Below are 16,473 nucleotides of genomic sequence, written 5' to 3' on the forward strand. Positions count from 1 at the left end.
TTTGTTGCTAACGCGGGCGCGGCCGGTCTCCCGGCCCGCTCCGTGAAATGGGATTTCGGCGCATGAACGAACTCATGAAGATCCTTGGTCAGACGGGCCAGACCCAGTCCTTCGACCAGATCAAAATCCAGCTCGCTTCATCCGAGCAGATCCGCTCCTGGTCTTACGGTGAGATCAAGAAGCCCGAGACCATCAATTACCGCACGTTCAAGCCCGAGCGTGACGGCCTGTTCTGTGCGCGTATCTTCGGTCCGATCAAGGACTATGAATGCCTGTGCGGCAAGTACAAGCGCATGAAGTTCCGCGGCATCGTGTGCGAGAAATGCGGCGTGGAAGTCACGCTCGCAAAGGTGCGCCGCGAGCGCATGGGTCATATCGAGCTGGCTTCGCCGGTCGCGCATATCTGGTTCCTGAAGTCGCTGCCGAGCCGCATCGCGACGATGATCGACATCACGCTGAAGGATCTCGAAAAGGTCCTGTATTTCGAGAGCTATATCGTTCTCGAATCCGGCACGAGTCCGTTCAAGCGCTATTCGCTGCTGTCGGAAGACCAGTATTTCGACGCCATGGACGACTATGCCGATGAAGGCCTGGAAGTCGGTATCGGCGCCGAGGCGGTCAAGAAGATCCTGTGGAAGGCGCGTCTGCTCTCCACCGAGACCGATCGTCCGGGTCTGATCGACCGTGACGGTCGCGACCAGGACAAATCCGACGGCGATCTGCTGCGCGAGGACCTGCGTGAAGCCACTTCGGAGGCCAAGCGCAAGAAGCTCGTCAAGCGTCTGAAGCTGTTCGAAGCCTTCGCCGAAAGCGGCTCGCGTCCGGAATGGATGATCCTGGACCTCGTCCCAGTGATCCCGCCCGAGCTGCGTCCGCTCGTGCCCCTGGATGGCGGTCGTTTCGCGACGTCCGATCTGAACGATCTCTATCGTCGCGTGATCAACCGTAACAACCGACTGAAGCGACTGATCGAGCTGCGTGCGCCGGACATCATCGTCCGCAACGAAAAGCGCATGTTGCAGGAGGCCGTTGACGCCCTGTTCGATAACGGCCGTCGCGGTCGCGCCATCACGGGTGCCAACAAGCGTCCGCTGAAGTCGCTGTCCGACATGCTCAAGGGAAAGCAGGGCCGCTTCCGTCAGAACCTTCTCGGCAAGCGCGTCGACTATTCGGGCCGTTCGGTCATCGTGGTCGGACCCGAGCTGAAGCTGCATCAGTGCGGCCTGCCCAAGAAGATGGCGCTCGAGCTGTTCAAGCCCTTCATCTACAGCAAGCTGGAAAAATACGGTCACGCCACCACCAACAAGGCTGCCAAGCGCATGGTGGAAAAGGAGCGTCCGGAGGTCTGGGATATCCTCGAAGAGGTCATCCGCGAGCATCCCGTGATGCTGAACCGCGCCCCGACCCTTCACCGTCTCGGCATCCAGGCCTTCGAGCCCGTGCTGATCGAAGGCAAGGCGATCCAGCTGCACCCGCTGGTCTGCACCGCGTTCAACGCCGATTTCGACGGCGACCAGATGGCCGTTCACGTGCCGCTGTCGCTCGAGGCGCAGCTCGAAGCCCGCGTGCTGATGATGTCGACCAACAACATCCTCAGCCCCGCGAACGGCAAGTCGATCATCGTGCCGTCGCAGGATATCGTGCTCGGTTTGTACTATCTGAGCCTCGAGGTTCCCGAATATCATACGACGCCCGATGTGGCCGAGTATGATGCAGAGGGGCGTCTCGTGAAGGCCGGTCCGTCCGCCTATGCGTCGGTGGCCGAGATCGAGCTCGCGATGAACGAGGGCACGCTCAAGCTGCACGACAAGATCCGTCTGCGCATGGAAACGCAGGATGCCGACGGCAAGTCCGTCCGCCAGACCCTGCTGACCACGCCGGGCCGCGCGCTGATCGCGCAGATCCTGCCGCGCAACGCCGCCATCCCGTTCTCGCTGGTCAACAAGCAGCTGACCAAGAAGAACGTGTCGGACGTGATCGACGCGGTTTATCGTCACTGCGGCCAGAAGGAAGCGGTCATTTTCTGCGACCGTCTCATGGGCCTCGGTTTCCGCCACGCTGCGCGCGCCGGTATCTCCTTCGGCAAGGATGACATGATCATCCCGGTCGAGAAGCAGGAGCTGGTCGAGCGCACGCAGGCCGAGATCAAGGAGTTCGAGCAGCAGTATCAGGACGGTCTGATCACGGCCGGCGAGCGCTACAACAAGGTGGTCGACGCCTGGTCGCGCTGCACGGACGAAGTCCAGGCCGCGATGATGAAGGAGATCTCGCGTCAGGTCATCGGCAAGCCGACGAACTCGGTCTGGATGATGAGCCATTCCGGTGCGCGTGGGTCGCCAGCCCAGATGAAGCAGCTCGCCGGTATGCGCGGTCTGATGGCCAAGCCGTCGGGCGAGATCATCGAGCAGCCGATCATCGCGAACTTCAAGGAAGGCCTTTCGGTTCTCGACTACTTCACCTCCACCCACGGCGCCCGTAAGGGACTCGCGGATACGGCTCTGAAGACGGCGAACTCGGGTTACCTCACGCGTCGTCTCGTCGACGTGGCGCAGGACTGCATCATCGTCGAGAACGATTGCGGCACCGAGCGTGGCCTGACGATCCGTGCGGTCATGGATAGCGGTGAGGTCATCTCCTCGCTCTCCGAGCGGATCCTGGGGCGTACCCTCGCGGCCGATGTCGTCGATCCGGCGAATGGCGCGGTTCTCTATCCGCGCAACACGCTGATCGAGGAAGCGGAAGCCGAGATCATCGAGAAGGCCGGTGTGGAAAGCGTCCAGATCCGTTCGGTCCTGACCTGCGACAGTCGCGTCGGCGTCTGCGGCCATTGCTACGGTCGCGATCTGGCCCGGGGCACGCCGGTCAATATCGGCGAGGCTGTCGGCGTCATCGCGGCGCAGTCGATCGGCGAGCCGGGAACGCAGCTCACCATGCGTACCTTCCATATCGGCGGTGCCGCGACCCGCGGTGCCGAGCAGTCGATGGTGGAGGCCTCGCGCGACGGCAAGGTGACCATCCGCAATCGCAACGTGGTGCAGAACAGCCAGAACATCCCCATCGTGATGTCGCGTAACTGCGAGATCCTGCTGACGGATGAGAAGGGTGTCGAGCGTGCGCGCTATCGCGTTCCCTACGGCGCGCGTCTGATGGTGACCGAGGGGCAGACTGTCGCACGCGGTCTCAAGATGGCCGAGTGGGATCCGTACACCCTTCCGATCATCACCGAGCAGGCGGGAACGGTCGAGTATCTCGACCTGATCGATTCCATCACGCTCGTCGAGCGTATGGACGAGGTCACGGGCCTGACCTCGAAGGTGGTCGTCGACTACAAGCAGGGCAGCAAGGGTGTGGATCTGCGTCCGCGTCTGCAGCTCAAGGATGCGGCCGGCAACGTCGTCAAGCTCGCGAACGGCAACGAGGCACGGTACTTCCTGTCGCCCGATTCGCTTCTGTCGATCGAGAACGGCGCGACGGTCCATGCCGGTGACGTGCTGGCGCGTATCCCGCGCGAAGGCTCGAAGACCCGTGACATTACGGGCGGTCTGCCGCGCGTGGCCGAGCTTTTCGAGGCCCGTCGTCCGAAGGATCACGCGATCATCGCGGAAACCGAGGGCCGGATCGAGATCGGCAAGGACTACAAGTCCAAGCGATGCATCATCGTGAAGAACGACGAGACCGGGGAAGAGACCAACTATCTCATTCCCAAGGGCAAGCACGTCTCGGTGCAGGAAGGCGACTTCGTGCAGAAGGGCGATCCGCTGGTCGACGGGCCCCGCGTGCCGCATGACATTCTCAAGGTCATGGGCGTCGAGGCGCTGTCCGATTATCTCGTCAATGAAATCCAGGACGTCTATCGACTCCAGGGTGTGAAGATCAATGACAAGCATATCGAGGTCATTGTTCGCCAGATGCTGCAGAAGGTCGAAATCCTGGAGCCGGGCGATACCACCTATCTGATCGGCGAGACGGTGGACCGCATCGAGTTCGAGGTGGAGAACGAGAAGCGCGTCAAGATGGGCGAGGAACCCGCACGGGGCATGCCCATCCTGCAGGGCATCACCAAGGCCTCGCTGCAGACGCAGTCCTTCATCTCGGCGGCCTCCTTCCAGGAGACCACGCGCGTGCTGACCGAGGCGGCGACAGCCGGCAAGGTCGATACGCTGAACGGGCTGAAGGAGAACGTGATCGTCGGTCGTCTGATCCCGGCGGGCACGGGCAGCGTCATGAACAAGCTGCGTGCCATGGCGGCCTCTCAGGACCGTCAGCGGGTCAGTCGGGCCACCCCCGGCGTCACCGACGACGCGGCGGAGTGAGGACGCCGGAGGCTCCGGAAAAACCTGTTTACGTTTGAGATCGGGCGGGCTATGACCCGCCCGATTTCGTATCCGGCGATTCGAAGCGGGATTCGGGTGAGAATCGGGCATAACCCTAGACAATGCTTGACTTCCCCCCGGAACGGTCATAGGGTCCGCGCCCTCGGCTACCCCCGTCTCCAGAGGCGTCTGAGCCGTTGATAGACAGCATCAAACGCTAACGGTGCCGCCGCCTTCGGGTGAGGCTCAGGCCGGTAGTGAAAGAGTCGAAAGCGGGCGATATTCTGTCGCGCGCTGAATTTTGTTGGAAGCGAGCAGATCGGGCCTTGGCTCCGATCTGGCATAAAGCAAGGATCGGGAAGGGCGTATGCCGACCATCAACCAGTTGATCGCCAAAGGCCGCGAGCCTGCCGCCAAGCGGAATAAAGTGCCGGCCCTTCAGGGTTGCCCCCAGAAGCGCGGCGTTTGCACGCGCGTCTATACGGTTACCCCGAAAAAGCCGAACTCGGCCCTGCGTAAGGTGGCAAAGGTGCGCCTGACCAACGGGTATGAGGTCGTCAGCTACATTCCGGGTGAAGGCCATAACCTGCAGGAACACAGCGTCGTGCTGATCCGCGGCGGCCGTGTAAAAGATTTGCCGGGTGTGCGTTATCACATCCTGCGCGGCGTGCTTGACACGCAGGGCATCGCCAAGCGTCGTCAGCGCCGTTCGCTGTACGGCGCGAAGCGTCCGAAGTAAGAGGAAATTCAGGCATGAGTCGCCGTCATCGCGCTGTAAAGCGTGAGATCCTTCCCGATCCGAAATTCGGAGATGTCGTCATCACGCGTTTCATGAACGCCCTGATGTACGACGGCAAGAAGTCCACAGCAGAAGGCATCGTCTATGGTGCGCTGGACTCCGTCACCCGCCGCGGCGGTGCGTCGGCAGATCCGGTCGCCATGTTCCATGCGGCTCTGGACAACGTGAAGCCGGCCGTAGAGGTCCGCTCCCGCCGTGTCGGCGGTGCGACCTATCAGGTCCCCGTCGAAGTCCGCGCCGAGCGCCGTCAGGCTCTCGCGATCCGCTGGCTGATCGACGCCTCGCGCAAGCGCGGTGAGAACACGATGCAGGAACGCCTTTCCAACGAGCTGATGGACGCGATCAACAATCGCGGCTCCGCCGTCAAGAAGCGCGAAGACACGCATCGCATGGCTGAAGCGAATAAAGCGTTCAGCCACTATCGTTGGTAAGCTTTACAGGCTAACCGGTTTCCCCGGGATCCCTTTCGGGGTCCCGGTACGAATTAGCAATCTTCCCCGCCGCACCTTCGGCGGTGGGTTATGGAGAGAATGATGGCTAAGGCTAAATTTGAGCGGACGAAGCCGCACTGCAACATCGGCACCATCGGTCACGTTGACCATGGCAAGACCTCACTGACGGCTGCGATCACGAAGACGCTCGCCAAGACCGGCGGTGCGACCTATCGCGCCTACGACATGATCGATGCGGCTCCCGAAGAGCGCGCACGCGGCATCACGATCTCCACCGCTCACGTCGAGTATGAGACGCAGAACCGTCACTACGCTCACGTCGACTGCCCGGGTCACGCCGACTACGTCAAGAACATGATCACCGGTGCCGCCCAGATGGACGGCGCGATCCTGGTGGTTTCTGCTGCTGACGGCCCGATGCCCCAGACGCGTGAGCACATCCTGCTCGCACGTCAGGTCGGCGTTCCGGCGCTGGTCGTGTTCCTGAACAAGGTCGATCAGGTCGACGACGCCGAGCTGCTCGAGCTGGTCGAGATGGAAGTCCGCGAGCTTCTCTCGTCCTACCAGTTCCCCGGCGACGATATCCCCATCATCAAGGGTTCGGCCCTGGTCACGCTCGAAGACGGCGATGCCGCGATCGGCGAAGACCGCGTGCTCGAGCTGATGGAAGCTGTCGACACCTACATCCCGCAGCCGGAGCGTCCGGTTGACCGTCCGTTCCTGATGCCGATCGAAGACGTGTTCTCGATCTCCGGTCGCGGCACGGTCGTCACGGGTCGCGTCGAGCGCGGCGTCGTGAACGTGGGTGACGAAGTCGAGATCGTGGGTCTGCGCGACACCGTCAAGACGACCGTCACGGGCGTCGAGATGTTCCGCAAGCTGCTCGATCGCGGAGAGGCTGGTGACAACATCGGTGCCCTGGTTCGTGGCACGAAGCGTGAAGACGTCGAGCGCGGTCAGGTTCTGGCCAAGCCGGGTTCGATCACCCCGCACAAGAAGTTCAAGGCTGAGGCATACATCCTGACGAAGGAAGAAGGCGGACGTCACACTCCGTTCTTTACAAACTATCGTCCTCAGTTCTATTTCCGCACCACCGACGTCACGGGCGTCGTTCAGCTGCCGGAAGGCACGGAAATGGTCATGCCGGGCGACAACGTTGCCATGGATGTCGAGCTCATCGCTCCGATCGCCATGGACGAAGGTCTCCGCTTCGCTATCCGTGAAGGCGGTCGTACCGTCGGTGCAGGCGTGGTCTCCTCGATCAGCGCCTGATTGTAAGCACGGACCCTGATCTTGCGGGCCCCGGTCGGAGAGATCCGACCGGGGTTGGCTTTCGAAGGGTCCAGAAGGGAGCAGGGTAGTACCCGAACCCCATTGAGTTGGACGATTGGTAAGATGGACAACCAGAACATCCGCATTCGCCTGAAGGCGTACGATCATCGCGTGCTCGACAACAGCACGAAGGAAATCGTAAACACGGCGAAGCGTACGGGTGCGCGGGTTCGGGGTCCTATCCCGCTACCGACGCATATCGAGCGGTTCACCGTGAACCGTTCCCCACATGTGGACAAGAAAAGCCGCGAGCAGTTCGAGATTCGGACTCATCGCCGCCTGCTCGACATCGTCGAGCCAACACCGCAGACCGTGGACGCCCTCATGAAGCTCGACCTCGCCGCTGGCGTTGATGTCGAGATCAAACTTTAAGGTCCAGACGATGCGTACCGGATTGATCGCAAAGAAGCTGGGTATGACCCGGCTGTTCAAGGAAGATGGCACACATGTGCCGGTCACAGTGCTGCATCTCGACGAGGTCGAGGTGGTGGATGCCCGCACGCAGGAGCGTGATGGCTATTCCGCAGTGCAGATCGGACTCGGCAAGGCGAAGGTGAAGAACGTCACCAAGCCCATGCGTGGCCATTATGCTCGCACCAAGGTGGAGCCGAAGCAGAATCTCGTGGAGTTTCGCGTGGCGGAAGACGCCGTGCTCGAGGCAGGAACGAAGCTGTCGGCCAACCATTTCGTCGTCGGCCAGAAGGTCGATGTCACCGGCACCAGCAAGGGCAAGGGCTTCGCCGGCGTCATGAAGCGCTGGAACTTCGCTGGTCTTGAAGCCACCCACGGCGTGTCCATCAGTCATCGTTCGCATGGTTCGACGGGTCAGCGCCAGGATCCGGGCAAGGTCTTCAAGGGCAAGAAGATGGCCGGTCACATGGGTGACGAGCGCGTCACGACGCTGAACCTCGAAGTGGCAGCCGTTGATGTCGAACGCAACCTGATCATGGTTCGTGGTTCGATTCCGGGTGCCAAGAATGGCCTCGTGTTGATCCGCGATGCGATCAAGAAGGCTCGCCATGCAGATGCGCCGTATCCGGCAGCGACTGCGGCGGCCGCCGGTTAAGGACTGAGGGCGATGGAATACGATATCAAAACCCTCGATAATGGCAGCGCCGGAACGGTGACCCTGCCAGAGGAGCTGTTCGGCGCGACACCGCGTACGGACATCATGGCACGCGTCGTGCACTGGCAGCTGGCGAAGCGTCGCGCGGGAACGCACCGTACCAAGGGTATGGGCGAGATCTCCGGCACGACCAAGAAGCCGTACCGCCAGAAGGGCACGGGTTCGGCTCGTCAGGGCTCGCTGCGCGCACCGCAGTTCCGTACGGGTGGCGTGGTTCATGGTCCGGTCGTTCGCGATCACGGCTATGACCTCCCCAAGAAGGTGCGTCGCCTCGGCCTGATCTCTGCGCTTTCGCAGAAGGCCGCCGCTGGCAAGCTGATCGTGATCGATCAGGCCGCCGGTGTGACCAAGACCCGCGAAGCCGCTGCGAAGCTGGCCGCGCTGGGCTGGTCCTCCGCCCTGATCGTTGACGGAGCCGTCGATGTGGCTTTCGGTCGCGCCGTGCGCAACCTGCCCCGCATCGATGTGCTGCCGACGATCGGCGCCAATGTGTATGACATTCTGAACCACGACGTTCTCGTGCTGACGCGCGCTGGACTCGAGGGTCTCAAGGAGCGCCTGGCATGACCGCTGGCAACGTTCTTGCGCGCCGCACGAAGGCGCAGCGCATGACGCGCGAGACGATGTTCGACATCGTCCGTGCGCCCATCATCACCGAGAAGGCGACGACCCTCTCCGAGCGCAACCAGGTTGTTTTCCGCGTGGCGATGACCGCCGCGAAGCCGGAAATCAAGGTTGCGGTCGAGACGCTGTTCGGCGTCAAGGTCGTGTCCGTCAACACGCTGGTGCAGAAGGGCAAGACCAAGATGGTCAAGGGCCGTCCCGGTCGCCGCTCGGACATCAAGAAGGCGTATGTTCAGCTTGCGGAAGGTCAGTCCATTGACCTCACCGCGAAGCTGGGCTGACGCGGGATAGGATACCATGGCACTCAAGCACTTTAATCCCACGACGCCGAGCACGCGTGGCACGGTCCTGATCGACCGCAGCGAGCTCTACAAGGGCAAGCCGGTCAAGCAGCTGACCGAGGGCAAGAACAAGTCCGGCGGTCGCAACAATCACGGTCGCACCACGTCGCGTTTCCGTGGCGGCGGGCACAAGCAGTCCTATCGCTATGTCGATTTCAAGCGCCGCAAGTTCGGTGTCATCGGCACGGTGGAGCGTCTGGAATACGACCCGAACCGCACCGCGTTCATCGCCCTCATCAAGTATGAGGACGGCGAACTCGCCTATATCCTGGCGCCGCAGCGCGTGAAGGTGGGCGATCAGGTCGTGGCCGGTGAGCGTACCGACGTGAAGCCGGGCAATGCCATGCCGCTGGGCGCGATGCCTGTCGGTACGATCGTGCACAACATCGAGCTGAAGCCCGGTGCTGGCGGCAAGATCGCACGTTCGGCCGGCAACTATGCCCAGCTGGTCGGCAAGGATGCGGGCTATGCCCAGATCAAGCTGCAGTCGGGCGAGCTGCGTCTCGTTCGCGGCGAATGCATGGCCACTGTTGGCGCGGTTTCGAACCCCGACAACATGAACCAGCATCTCGGCAAGGCCGGTCGCAACCGCTGGCTCGGTCGTCGTCCGCATAACCGTGGCGTCGTCATGAACCCGGTCGACCATCCGCATGGTGGTGGTGAAGGTCGCACTTCGGGCGGTCGTCATCCGGTTACGCCGTGGGGCAAGCCGACCAAGGGCTACAAGACTCGTGTTAACAAGAAGACGGACAGCCTGATCATCCGTCGCCGCAAGACCGGCAAGTAAGAAGGGGGCAAACAGAGATGGCACGTTCCGTCTGGAAGGGCCCGTTCGTTGACGGGTACTTGTTCGGCAAGGCCGAAGCATCGCGCGCTTCGGGTCGCAATGAGGTGATCAAGATCTGGTCGCGTCGTTCTACAATCCTGCCGCAGTTCGTCGGACTCACGTTCGGCGTTTATAATGGCCACAAGTTCCTGCCGGTGCAGGTGACGGAAAACATGGTCGGGCACAAGTTCGGTGAGTTCTCGCCGACGCGCACGTTCCCCGGTCATGCTTCCGACAAGAAGTCGAAGCGGGGCTGATCATGAGCAAGCCGAAGCACATTCGCACTCTCGCTGATACGGAAGCGCAGGCCATCGCCCGCAACATCCGCGTCAGCCCGCGCAAGCTCAACCTGGTTGCGGCGATGATCCGCAACCAGCCGGCCGACAAGGCAATCGCAGCGCTGACGTTCTCCCGTCGCCGCATCGCGCAGCAGGTTCGCAAGACCCTGGAAAGCGCCGTGGCCAACGCAGAGAACAATCATCAGCTCGATGTCGACCAGCTCGTGGTCAAGACGGCCGAGGTTGGCAAGTCGATCGTCATGAAGCGTTTCCACGCTCGTGGCCGTGGTCGTTCCTCGCGCATCGAGAAGTTCTTCAGCCATCTGAAGATCGTCGTTGCCGAGCGCGCTGCAGATGAAGCGCCTGCGCCGAAGGGCAAGGGCAAGGACGCAGCAGAGCAGAAGGCAGCCTGATATGGGACACAAAGTCAATCCGATCGGGCTCCGGCTCGGCGTTAACCGCACCTGGGATAGCCGCTGGTACGCCGGCAACGACTATTCCCGTCTGCTTCATGAAGACCTGATGCTGCGCGCCTATCTGCGCCGCAAGCTGTCGGGTGCAGGCGTCTCCCGCGTTGTGATCGAGCGTCCGGCCAAGAAGCCGCGCGTCACGATCTATGCAGCGCGTCCGGGCGTGGTCATCGGCAAGAAGGGCCAGGACATCGATGCGCTGCGCAAGGATCTGAGCCGTCTGGCGAAGACCGATGTTGCACTGAACATCGTCGAGATCCGCAAGCCCGAAATCGACGCGACCCTGGTCGCCGAGAATATCGCGCAGCAGCTCGAGCGTCGTGTGGCTTTCCGCCGTGCGATGAAGCGTGCGGTCCAGTCCGCCATGCGTCTGGGTGCACAGGGCATTCGTATCAACTGCTCCGGTCGTCTCGGTGGTGCGGAAATCGCACGCATCGAGTGGTACCGCGAGGGTCGCGTGCCACTTCACACGTTGCGCGCCGACATTGATTACGGTATCGCCACTGCCAAGACGACCTATGGTACGTGCGGTGTGAAGGTCTGGATCTTCAAGGGTGAAATCCTTGCCCATGATCCGATGGCTCAGGACCGTCGTGCAGCGGAACAAGCGCCGCAGCGCTGAGCAGTAGATTAGGACAAGCGCCGCGAGGCGCATGAGGATACGACACCATGCTTTCCCCGAAGCGGACTAAGTTTCGCAAGGCCCACAAGGGCCGCATTCACGGGTTGGCCAAGGGCGGAACGACGTTGAATTTCGGCGCGTTCGGCCTCAAGGCTCTCGAACCCGAACGTATCACGGCACGCCAGATCGAGGCTTCCCGTCGCGCCATCACGCGCGCCATGAAGCGCGCCGGTCGCGTATGGATCCGGATTTTCCCGGACCTGCCGGTTTCCACCAAGCCTGCCGAAGTCCGCATGGGCTCCGGCAAGGGCTCGCCCGAATTCTGGGTGGCGCGTGTGAAGCCCGGTCGCGTGCTTTTTGAAATCGAAGGCGTGCCGCCCGAGGTGGCGCGCGAGGCACTGGCTCTTGGTGCGGCGAAGCTGCCGATCAAGACCAAGTTCATCACCCGGATCGGGGAGGCTTGATCATGGCAGACGCTTACAAGGTTGCCGATCTGCGCGCCAAATCCGCCGATGAACTCGATGCCCTTCTTCTGGATCTGAAGCGTGAGCAGCTGAACCTCCGGTTCCAGGCTGCAACGGGACAGACCGAGGGAGTCGGACGTGTTCGCGTTCTCCGTCGTGCGATTGCTCGCATCAAGACGGTGGCGCATCAATCGAAGAACAAGGCGGGCGCAAAAACGTCCGCCGCAGAGTCCTGAGAGGAGACGGACGATGCCAAGGCGCGTCCTGACAGGGCGAGTGACGAGCGACAAGATGGACAAGACGGTTACCGTCCTTGTCGATCGTCGTATCATGCACCCGCTCTATAAGAAGTTCATTCGTCGTTCCAAGAAGTATGCGGCGCATGACGAGCTGAACGAGTGCAAGATCGGAGACACGGTGCGCATCGAGGAATGCGCGCCGATTTCCAAGCGCAAGACCTGGACCGTGGTCACCCGCAATGGCGCCGCCCTCGAGGCAGCTCCGGCGGCTCCCGTCCAGGCGTCAGCGTCGTAAGAGGGGACTGAGAAATGATCCATCCCGAGACCAATCTCGACGTGGCCGACAATTCCGGCGCGCGTCAGGTGCAGTGCATCAAGGTGCTGGGCGGTTCCAAGCGGAAGACCGCCTCGGTCGGCGACGTGATCGTCGTGTCCGTCAAGGAAGCGATTCCCCGCGGCAAGGTGAAGAAGGGTGACGTGCATCAGGCCGTCATCGTTCGCACGTCCTATCCCGTCCGTCGCGCTGACGGCAGCGCCATCCGCTTCGACAAGAATGCCGCTGTGCTGATCAACAAGTCGATGGAGCCCATCGGCACCCGTATCTTTGGCCCGGTGGTCCGCGAACTGCGTGCGCGCAAGTTCATGAAGATCATCTCCCTGGCTCCGGAGGTGCTATAATGGCTGCTCGTATCAAGAAGGGTGACCAGGTTCTGGTCCTTTCCGGCGCATCGCGCGGCACGCGTGGCGAGGTTCTCGCCGTTCTGCCCAAGGTCGAAAAGGCGATCGTGCGCGGCGTTGCCGTCGCAAAGCGTCACCAGAAGCCGACCCGCATGAACCAGGAAGGCGGCATCGTCTCCAAGGAAATGCCGGTTCATATCTCCAACCTGAAGCTCGTCGATCCTAAGAGCGGCAAGCCGACCCGTGTCGGTTTCCGTCAGCTCGAGGACGGCCGCAAGGTCCGTGTCGCCAAGGTGACCGGCGAAGTGATCGAAGGCTAAGGGGCGACCATGAGCGAGACCATTACCCGCATCCAGCCCCGCCTGCAGCAGCGTTATAACGATGTTCTGCGTGACCAGCTGCGCGAGCAGTTTGGCTACAAGAACGCGATGCAGGTCCCCAAGCTGGAAAAGATCGTGCTGAACATGGGCGTTGGCGAAGCCGCCGGCGACCAGAAGAAGCTCGATGCCGCCGTTGCCGAAATGGCTGCCATCTCCGGTCAGAAGCCCGTCAAGACCGTCGCCCGCAAGGCGATCGCCGGGTTCAAGATCCGTGAAGGCCTGCCGATCGGCTGCAAGGTGACCCTGCGTCGCACGCGTATGTACGAATTCCTCGATCGTCTCGTGACGATCGCGATGCCGCGCATCCGCGACTTCCGCGGTCTGCCCGCCAACAAGGGCTTTGACGGCCGTGGCAACTTCGCCATGGGCATCAAGGAACAGATCGTGTTCCCGGAAATCGACTACGACAAGATCGACTCCGTACGCGGCATGGACATCATCTTCGTCACCACGGCGAAGAGCGATGAAGAGGCAAAAGCGCTCCTCAAGGCGTTCGATCTGCCCTTCACTGCCTGATTTATCGGGTTGAGCCGGGTTTTTTCCTTTTCAAAGGGAGCCCGGCTCCCTATATACACACGCTGTTTGGAAAACCGTTGGGATTGGCCCGACAGGTTCCGGGAGAAGATTTAGCATGGCAAAAATCTCCGCCGTGAACCGCAACGCCAAGCGCGCCTATATGGCGCAGCGCGACAAGGCGAAGCGGACCGCGTTGAAAGATATCATCAAGGACCGGAGCCTTCCGGTAGAGGAGCGTTTCGACGCAACCCTGAAGCTGGCAGAAATGCCGCGCAACGGGTCGCGCGTTCGTTTCCGTCTGCGTTGCAAGGTTTCGGGACGTCCCCGCGCGAACTATCGCAAGTTCGAGCTGAGCCGTATCGCGCTGCGCGACCTGGCCTCCACCGGCCAGATCCCCGGTATGGTCAAGTCGAGCTGGTAAGGTAGAAGCGAATGTCCCTGTCCGATCCGTTGGGTGATATGCTCACCCGCATTCGCAATGCCCAGCGTGCACGTCACGCGGCTTGCATCGCACCGGCTTCGAAGCTGCGTGCGAACGTTCTGGAAGCGCTTCGTCGCGAAGGCTATATCCGTGGCTACACCACGGAAGAGCTGCGCGCCGGCGTCTCCCAGCTGCGCATCGAGCTGAAATATGCCGACGGCCAGCCCGTGATCAAGGAAATCCACCGCGTGTCCAAGCCGGGCCGTCGCGTGTATTCCAAGATCAAGGAGCTGCCGCGGGTTTATGCCGGTCTCGGCGTGTCGATCCTGTCCACCCCGCGCGGTATCCTTTCGGATATCGAGGCTCGCGCCGCGAATGTCGGTGGCGAAGTCCTCTGCCGCGTCTTCTAAGGAGGATCCCATGTCACGAGTAGGCAAGTATCCTGTCGCCATCCCGTCGGGTGTGGAAATCTCCATCGCCAACGGCTCTCTCACGGCCAAGGGCAAGCGCGGCTCGCTGAGCATGCCGCTCTCGCGTTTCGTGGAAGCCAAGGTCGAGGATGGCAAGGTTTCTGTCCGTCCCCTCGGCAACCGCTCGCGCGAGACCTGGACGATGTGGGGCACGACCCGCGCCATCGTCGCGAATCTCGTCAAGGGTGTCTCCGAAGGCTTCACCAAGACTCTCGAGATCACCGGCACCGGTTTCCGCGCCAGTATCCAAGGATCGAATCTGGTGATGAATCTTGGGTATTCCCATGATGTCGTCTATCCGATTCCCGCTGACGTGAAGATCACGACGCCTCGTCCCACGGCCATCACGGTCGAAGGGAACGACAAGCAGCGCGTGGGTCAGGTCGCTCTCGATATCCGCAGCTTCCGCAAGCCGGAACCCTACAAGGGCAAGGGCGTGCGTTACGAGACCGAAGTTCTCCGTCGTAAGGAAGGCAAGAAGAAATAATGGCTACGCAGCATGGATTGCAGGAACGGCGCCGTCAGCGGCTTCGCTTCCAGCTTCGCCGCAAGAGCGGTGGCCGGCCGCGTCTGTCGGTCTTCCGTTCTGGCAAGAACATCTACGCCCAGGTGATCGACGATGCGCAGGGTCGTACCCTTGCAAGCGCGTCGACTCTCGAAAAGGCTCTGCGCGATGTCGGCAAGACCGGCGCGAATGTCGAGGCGGCTTCCGTTGTCGGCAAGCTGGTCGCGGAGCGCGCCGTTGCCGCCGGTGTGAAGGCTGTCGTCTTCGATCGCGGTGCCTATCTCTATCATGGCCGCGTCAAGGCGCTGGCCGAAGCTGCCCGCGAGGGCGGCCTTTCGTTCTAAGGAAGGATCACACATGGCACGTGAGCCAAGAGAAGGCGGCCGTGGTGGTCGCGAGCGGGAACGCGAAGGCGACGATCTGGTCGACAAGCTGGTAACGATCAACCGCGTTGCCAAGGTGGTCAAGGGTGGACGTCGTTTCGCCTTTGCTGCCCTGGTTGTGGTTGGCGACCAGAAGGGTCGCGTCGGTTACGGCGCGGGCAAGGCCCGGGAAGTCCCCGAAGCGATCCGCAAGGCGACGGAGCGCGCAAAGCGCACCATGATCCGCGTTCCGATGAAGGAAGGTCGCACGCTTCATCACGATTCCTACGGGCATTTCGGTGCCGGCAAGGTCGTGGTCCGTGCAGCCGAAGCCGGTACGGGTATCATCGCTGGTGGCCCGATGCGCGCGGTTTTCGAATCGCTGGGCGTCAATGACGTGGTTGCGAAGTCCCTCGGGACCCGTAACCCGCACAACATGGTGAAGGCGACATTCGCCGCGCTCGAGCGCTGCAGCAGCCCCCGCGCTGTCGCGAGCCGTCGTGGCAAGAAGGCGTCCGAACTGTTCGCCAAGCGCGATGTCGCCTCTGAAGAGGCAGCGGAGGCGGTCAATGGCTGAGAACAAGACTGTTCGCGTCAAGCAGATCGCGTCGGCTATCGGGCGCAAGCCCGGCCAGGCGGAGACCCTGATCGGTCTCGGCCTGCGCGGCATCGGCACCGTGCGCGAGCTGGAGGACACCCCTTCGGTTCGTGGCATGATCCGCAAGGTTGCCCACCTCATCCAGGTGGAGGGTTGATATGAACCTCAATGAACTGCGCGATAATGCCGGTGCGCGTTATCGCAAGAAGCGCCTTGGCCGCGGTATCGGCTCGGGCAAGGGCAAGACCTCCGGTCGCGGCGTCAAGGGTCAGAAGGCCCGTGAAGGCGTCTCGCTCAATGGCTTCGAGGGTGGTCAGCTTCCGCTGTACCGTCGTATGCCGAAGCGCGGATTCAAGAACATCTTCCGCAAGGAATTTGCTCCCGTGAATCTCGGTGCGATCGATCGTGCTCTTGCCGACGGCAAGCTGCAGGCTGACGCGGTCGTGACCGAAGAAGCGCTTCGTGCGGCAGGGCTGGTCGGTACCGGCAAATATGCCGGTGTGCGCCTTCTGGCCAAGGGTGAAATCACCCGTGCTGTCACGGTCGAGGTTGCCGGAGCTTCGGCTTCTGCAATCGCTGCGGTCGAGAAGGCCGGTGGCTCCGTCAAGGTTGCCGCCAAGGCTGAAGCTCCGGCCGAAGCTTGATCGCCCGTTCCGA

25 protein-coding genes are annotated in these 16,473 nt (G+C 61.9%); all 25 read left to right on the top strand.

Annotated features, from left to right (window positions below):
* Nucleotides 1–62: 62 nt before the first annotated feature.
* Nucleotides 63–4,313: a DNA-directed RNA polymerase subunit beta' gene (rpoC, locus tag SSA02_RS10875; RefSeq protein ID WP_147094103.1), complete on the top strand. Its 4,251-nt coding sequence runs from the start codon at nucleotides 63–65 to the stop codon at nucleotides 4,311–4,313.
* A 367-nt stretch (nucleotides 4,314–4,680) separates the two neighbouring features.
* The gene (gene rpsL, locus SSA02_RS10880; RefSeq protein WP_023979007.1) at nucleotides 4,681–5,052 is read left to right on the top strand and encodes a 30S ribosomal protein S12; all 372 of its coding nucleotides are present in this window, start codon (nucleotides 4,681–4,683) and stop codon (nucleotides 5,050–5,052) included.
* A 14-nt stretch (nucleotides 5,053–5,066) separates the two neighbouring features.
* Complete coding sequence (gene rpsG, locus SSA02_RS10885) at nucleotides 5,067–5,543, top strand: 30S ribosomal protein S7 (RefSeq protein WP_147094104.1); 477 nt, start codon at nucleotides 5,067–5,069, stop codon at nucleotides 5,541–5,543.
* Between the two features lie 102 nt (nucleotides 5,544–5,645).
* On the top strand, nucleotides 5,646–6,836 hold the full coding sequence (gene tuf / locus SSA02_RS10890) for an elongation factor Tu (protein WP_147094158.1): 1,191 nt from the start codon (nucleotides 5,646–5,648) through the stop codon (nucleotides 6,834–6,836).
* Between the two features lie 123 nt (nucleotides 6,837–6,959).
* Nucleotides 6,960–7,268: a 30S ribosomal protein S10 gene (gene rpsJ, locus SSA02_RS10895; protein WP_007282720.1), complete on the top strand. Its 309-nt coding sequence runs from the start codon at nucleotides 6,960–6,962 to the stop codon at nucleotides 7,266–7,268.
* A gap of 10 nt (nucleotides 7,269–7,278) precedes the next feature.
* Nucleotides 7,279–7,962 (top strand): 50S ribosomal protein L3, encoded by a 684-nt coding sequence (gene rplC, locus SSA02_RS10900; RefSeq protein WP_147094105.1) that lies wholly within the window; start codon nucleotides 7,279–7,281, stop codon nucleotides 7,960–7,962.
* Nucleotides 7,963–7,974: 12 nt separating this feature from the next.
* Nucleotides 7,975–8,589 carry a 50S ribosomal protein L4 gene (gene rplD, locus SSA02_RS10905; RefSeq protein ID WP_147094106.1) on the top strand — a complete coding sequence of 205 codons (615 nt, stop codon included), beginning with the start codon at nucleotides 7,975–7,977 and terminating at the stop codon, nucleotides 8,587–8,589.
* A 41-nt stretch (nucleotides 8,590–8,630) separates the two neighbouring features.
* Nucleotides 8,631–8,927 (top strand): 50S ribosomal protein L23, encoded by a 297-nt coding sequence (locus SSA02_RS10910; protein WP_186807771.1) that lies wholly within the window; start codon nucleotides 8,631–8,633, stop codon nucleotides 8,925–8,927.
* 16 nt (nucleotides 8,928–8,943) lie between these two features.
* A complete protein-coding gene (gene rplB / locus SSA02_RS10915) occupies nucleotides 8,944–9,774 on the top strand; it encodes a 50S ribosomal protein L2 (RefSeq protein WP_147094108.1) in 831 nt (276 codons plus the stop codon).
* Nucleotides 9,775–9,791: 17 nt separating this feature from the next.
* Complete coding sequence (gene rpsS, locus SSA02_RS10920) at nucleotides 9,792–10,070, top strand: 30S ribosomal protein S19 (RefSeq protein ID WP_023979000.1); 279 nt, start codon at nucleotides 9,792–9,794, stop codon at nucleotides 10,068–10,070.
* A 2-nt stretch (nucleotides 10,071–10,072) separates the two neighbouring features.
* Entirely contained in the window at nucleotides 10,073–10,504 is a 432-nt protein-coding gene (gene rplV, locus SSA02_RS10925; protein ID WP_147094109.1) for a 50S ribosomal protein L22, read from the top strand.
* A 1-nt stretch (nucleotide 10,505) separates the two neighbouring features.
* Complete coding sequence (rpsC, locus tag SSA02_RS10930; RefSeq protein ID WP_023978998.1) at nucleotides 10,506–11,183, top strand: 30S ribosomal protein S3; 678 nt, start codon at nucleotides 10,506–10,508, stop codon at nucleotides 11,181–11,183.
* A 47-nt stretch (nucleotides 11,184–11,230) separates the two neighbouring features.
* A complete protein-coding gene (rplP, locus tag SSA02_RS10935) occupies nucleotides 11,231–11,647 on the top strand; it encodes a 50S ribosomal protein L16 (RefSeq protein WP_023978997.1) in 417 nt (138 codons plus the stop codon).
* Nucleotides 11,648–11,649: 2 nt separating this feature from the next.
* Nucleotides 11,650–11,883 (top strand): 50S ribosomal protein L29, encoded by a 234-nt coding sequence (gene rpmC, locus SSA02_RS10940; RefSeq protein ID WP_147094110.1) that lies wholly within the window; start codon nucleotides 11,650–11,652, stop codon nucleotides 11,881–11,883.
* A 13-nt stretch (nucleotides 11,884–11,896) separates the two neighbouring features.
* Nucleotides 11,897–12,181, top strand: coding sequence for a 30S ribosomal protein S17 (gene rpsQ, locus SSA02_RS10945; RefSeq protein ID WP_147094111.1), 285 nt, complete (start codon nucleotides 11,897–11,899; stop codon nucleotides 12,179–12,181).
* A 14-nt stretch (nucleotides 12,182–12,195) separates the two neighbouring features.
* On the top strand, nucleotides 12,196–12,564 hold the full coding sequence (rplN, locus tag SSA02_RS10950; protein ID WP_023978994.1) for a 50S ribosomal protein L14: 369 nt from the start codon (nucleotides 12,196–12,198) through the stop codon (nucleotides 12,562–12,564).
* Nucleotides 12,564–12,884 (top strand): 50S ribosomal protein L24, encoded by a 321-nt coding sequence (gene rplX, locus SSA02_RS10955; protein ID WP_147094112.1) that lies wholly within the window; start codon nucleotides 12,564–12,566, stop codon nucleotides 12,882–12,884. Before rplN ends, rplX begins: the two co-directional genes overlap by 1 nt.
* Nucleotides 12,885–12,893: 9 nt before the next feature.
* Nucleotides 12,894–13,460 carry a 50S ribosomal protein L5 gene (gene rplE / locus SSA02_RS10960; protein ID WP_147094113.1) on the top strand — a complete coding sequence of 189 codons (567 nt, stop codon included), beginning with the start codon at nucleotides 12,894–12,896 and terminating at the stop codon, nucleotides 13,458–13,460.
* A gap of 115 nt (nucleotides 13,461–13,575) precedes the next feature.
* Nucleotides 13,576–13,881 (top strand): 30S ribosomal protein S14, encoded by a 306-nt coding sequence (gene rpsN, locus SSA02_RS10965; protein WP_147094114.1) that lies wholly within the window; start codon nucleotides 13,576–13,578, stop codon nucleotides 13,879–13,881.
* Between the two features lie 11 nt (nucleotides 13,882–13,892).
* On the top strand, nucleotides 13,893–14,291 hold the full coding sequence (gene rpsH / locus SSA02_RS10970; RefSeq protein ID WP_023978990.1) for a 30S ribosomal protein S8: 399 nt from the start codon (nucleotides 13,893–13,895) through the stop codon (nucleotides 14,289–14,291).
* 10 nt (nucleotides 14,292–14,301) lie between these two features.
* Complete coding sequence (rplF, locus tag SSA02_RS10975; RefSeq protein WP_147094115.1) at nucleotides 14,302–14,838, top strand: 50S ribosomal protein L6; 537 nt, start codon at nucleotides 14,302–14,304, stop codon at nucleotides 14,836–14,838.
* Nucleotides 14,838–15,200 (top strand): 50S ribosomal protein L18, encoded by a 363-nt coding sequence (rplR, locus tag SSA02_RS10980; protein WP_147094116.1) that lies wholly within the window; start codon nucleotides 14,838–14,840, stop codon nucleotides 15,198–15,200. Before rplF ends, rplR begins: the two co-directional genes overlap by 1 nt.
* Nucleotides 15,201–15,213: 13 nt before the next feature.
* A complete protein-coding gene (gene rpsE, locus SSA02_RS10985; protein ID WP_147094117.1) occupies nucleotides 15,214–15,795 on the top strand; it encodes a 30S ribosomal protein S5 in 582 nt (193 codons plus the stop codon).
* Entirely contained in the window at nucleotides 15,788–15,973 is a 186-nt protein-coding gene (rpmD, locus tag SSA02_RS10990; protein ID WP_222591077.1) for a 50S ribosomal protein L30, read from the top strand. The genes rpsE and rpmD overlap by 8 nt, the downstream gene beginning before the upstream one ends.
* A 1-nt stretch (nucleotide 15,974) precedes the next feature.
* A complete protein-coding gene (gene rplO / locus SSA02_RS10995) occupies nucleotides 15,975–16,460 on the top strand; it encodes a 50S ribosomal protein L15 (RefSeq protein WP_147094119.1) in 486 nt (161 codons plus the stop codon).
* Nucleotides 16,461–16,473 lie beyond the last annotated feature (13 nt).

The sequence above is a fragment of the Swaminathania salitolerans genome (assembly GCF_007988945.1).
GTDB classification, from domain to species: Bacteria; Pseudomonadota; Alphaproteobacteria; order Acetobacterales; family Acetobacteraceae; genus Swaminathania; species Swaminathania salitolerans.

Bases quoted from the DNA above. Each gene is read 5' to 3' on its own strand.
- rpoC (WP_147094103.1), top strand. From the start codon at position 63: ATGAACGAACTCATGAAGATCCTTGGTCAGACGGGCCAGACCCAGTCC.
- rpsL (WP_023979007.1), top strand. From the start codon at position 4,681: ATGCCGACCATCAACCAGTTGATCGCCAAAGGCCGCGAGCCTGCCGCC.
- rpsG (WP_147094104.1), top strand. From the start codon at position 5,067: ATGAGTCGCCGTCATCGCGCTGTAAAGCGTGAGATCCTTCCCGATCCG.
- tuf (WP_147094158.1), top strand. From the start codon at position 5,646: ATGGCTAAGGCTAAATTTGAGCGGACGAAGCCGCACTGCAACATCGGC.
- rpsJ (WP_007282720.1), top strand. From the start codon at position 6,960: ATGGACAACCAGAACATCCGCATTCGCCTGAAGGCGTACGATCATCGC.
- rplC (WP_147094105.1), top strand. From the start codon at position 7,279: ATGCGTACCGGATTGATCGCAAAGAAGCTGGGTATGACCCGGCTGTTC.
- rplD (WP_147094106.1), top strand. From the start codon at position 7,975: ATGGAATACGATATCAAAACCCTCGATAATGGCAGCGCCGGAACGGTG.
- SSA02_RS10910 (WP_186807771.1), top strand. From the start codon at position 8,631: ATGACGCGCGAGACGATGTTCGACATCGTCCGTGCGCCCATCATCACC.
- rplB (WP_147094108.1), top strand. From the start codon at position 8,944: ATGGCACTCAAGCACTTTAATCCCACGACGCCGAGCACGCGTGGCACG.
- rpsS (WP_023979000.1), top strand. From the start codon at position 9,792: ATGGCACGTTCCGTCTGGAAGGGCCCGTTCGTTGACGGGTACTTGTTC.
- rplV (WP_147094109.1), top strand. From the start codon at position 10,073: ATGAGCAAGCCGAAGCACATTCGCACTCTCGCTGATACGGAAGCGCAG.
- rpsC (WP_023978998.1), top strand. From the start codon at position 10,506: ATGGGACACAAAGTCAATCCGATCGGGCTCCGGCTCGGCGTTAACCGC.
- rplP (WP_023978997.1), top strand. From the start codon at position 11,231: ATGCTTTCCCCGAAGCGGACTAAGTTTCGCAAGGCCCACAAGGGCCGC.
- rpmC (WP_147094110.1), top strand. From the start codon at position 11,650: ATGGCAGACGCTTACAAGGTTGCCGATCTGCGCGCCAAATCCGCCGAT.
- rpsQ (WP_147094111.1), top strand. From the start codon at position 11,897: ATGCCAAGGCGCGTCCTGACAGGGCGAGTGACGAGCGACAAGATGGAC.
- rplN (WP_023978994.1), top strand. From the start codon at position 12,196: ATGATCCATCCCGAGACCAATCTCGACGTGGCCGACAATTCCGGCGCG.
- rplX (WP_147094112.1), top strand. From the start codon at position 12,564: ATGGCTGCTCGTATCAAGAAGGGTGACCAGGTTCTGGTCCTTTCCGGC.
- rplE (WP_147094113.1), top strand. From the start codon at position 12,894: ATGAGCGAGACCATTACCCGCATCCAGCCCCGCCTGCAGCAGCGTTAT.
- rpsN (WP_147094114.1), top strand. From the start codon at position 13,576: ATGGCAAAAATCTCCGCCGTGAACCGCAACGCCAAGCGCGCCTATATG.
- rpsH (WP_023978990.1), top strand. From the start codon at position 13,893: ATGTCCCTGTCCGATCCGTTGGGTGATATGCTCACCCGCATTCGCAAT.
- rplF (WP_147094115.1), top strand. From the start codon at position 14,302: ATGTCACGAGTAGGCAAGTATCCTGTCGCCATCCCGTCGGGTGTGGAA.
- rplR (WP_147094116.1), top strand. From the start codon at position 14,838: ATGGCTACGCAGCATGGATTGCAGGAACGGCGCCGTCAGCGGCTTCGC.
- rpsE (WP_147094117.1), top strand. From the start codon at position 15,214: ATGGCACGTGAGCCAAGAGAAGGCGGCCGTGGTGGTCGCGAGCGGGAA.
- rpmD (WP_222591077.1), top strand. From the start codon at position 15,788: ATGGCTGAGAACAAGACTGTTCGCGTCAAGCAGATCGCGTCGGCTATC.
- rplO (WP_147094119.1), top strand. From the start codon at position 15,975: ATGAACCTCAATGAACTGCGCGATAATGCCGGTGCGCGTTATCGCAAG.